Annotated in this window: 1 protein-coding gene; it reads left to right on the top strand. The window is 62.8% G+C overall.

Features of this window, described 5'->3' with window-relative positions:
* Positions 1-173: 173 nt before the first annotated feature.
* On the top strand, positions 174-1,090 hold a 917-nt coding region (locus CRO22_RS18530; protein WP_141399500.1), incomplete at its 3' end, for a HAMP domain-containing methyl-accepting chemotaxis protein.

Below are 1,090 nucleotides of genomic sequence, written 5' to 3'. Positions count from 1 at the left end.
GCGGAGGCCTCGGTCGAGGGGGCTCCGAAAGTGGGCATGCGCTGGCCCGCGGAATTCGTCCGCGGCATCGGCAAGCATGGCGAAGACTTCATCATCATCCCGGACATGGGCCGGATCTTTGGGTCGAAAGGGGATCGCGATCCCGCCTTCGCCACGGACGAAAGGAAAGCGAAATGAAACTCTCCCTCAGGGCGAAGCTTGCCCTTGCCTTCGGCGCTCTGCTGGTGCTCACGAGCCTCCTTGGCGGTGTCGCGCTGATGCAGATGAACCGGATCAATACCCAGGCGACGATCATCGCCCAGAACTGGTTGCCGAGCGTCGATGCCGTGCACCGGGTCAACACGCTGATGGTGCGCTACCGGGTCGGGGAATATGCGCATATTCTGGCGACCGATACGGCCAACACGGTGCGCATCGACAAATATCTGGTCGATACCGAAGCCTCGCTCAAGACCGCGATGGCCGATTATCAGGCGTTGATGTCGATGCCCGAGGAGCGGGCGATCTTCGACACGTTCAGCGCCGCGCTGGCTACCTATCTGGAAAGCTCCAAGCGCATCACCACGATGTCGCGCCAGAACCAGAAGGAGACCGCGAGCCGGATGACGATGGATTCTCTTGACGAATTCAACGCGATCGTGGCCGAGCTGGCAAAGCTTGTCGATTTCAACACCGCGCAGGCGCAACTGGCGAGCGAAACCGGCACCCAGACCTATGCCACCTCGCTCAAGGTCGTGTTCGCGGTGATCGCGCTGGCGCTCGTGATCGGCATCGGCACCGCGATCTGGCTGATCCGCGACATCATGCGTGCGCTCGGCGGCGAGCCCGATTATGCCCGCGATATCATCCGCGAAATCGCCGCGGGCAATCTCGACATCCAGGTGGCGACCCGCAAGGATGATGAGGAGAGCCTGCTCGCGGCGGCCCGCGACATGGTGGCGAAACTCAACGAGGTGATCGCCAAAGTGATGGCGGCCGGGCGCAATGTCGATACCGGCAGCCAGGAGCTTTCGGCCGCGGCCGAACAGCTGAGCCAGGGCTCGACCGAACAGGCCTCTTCGACCGAGGAAGCCTCCTCGGCGATGGAGGA

The sequence above is a fragment of the Rhodobacter maris genome (assembly GCF_900217815.1).
Taxonomy (GTDB): domain Bacteria; phylum Pseudomonadota; class Alphaproteobacteria; order Rhodobacterales; family Rhodobacteraceae; genus Rhodobacter; species Rhodobacter maris.
The sequence above is the reverse complement of the archived record's forward strand: the minus strand, read 5'-3'. Positions and strand labels throughout refer to the sequence as shown.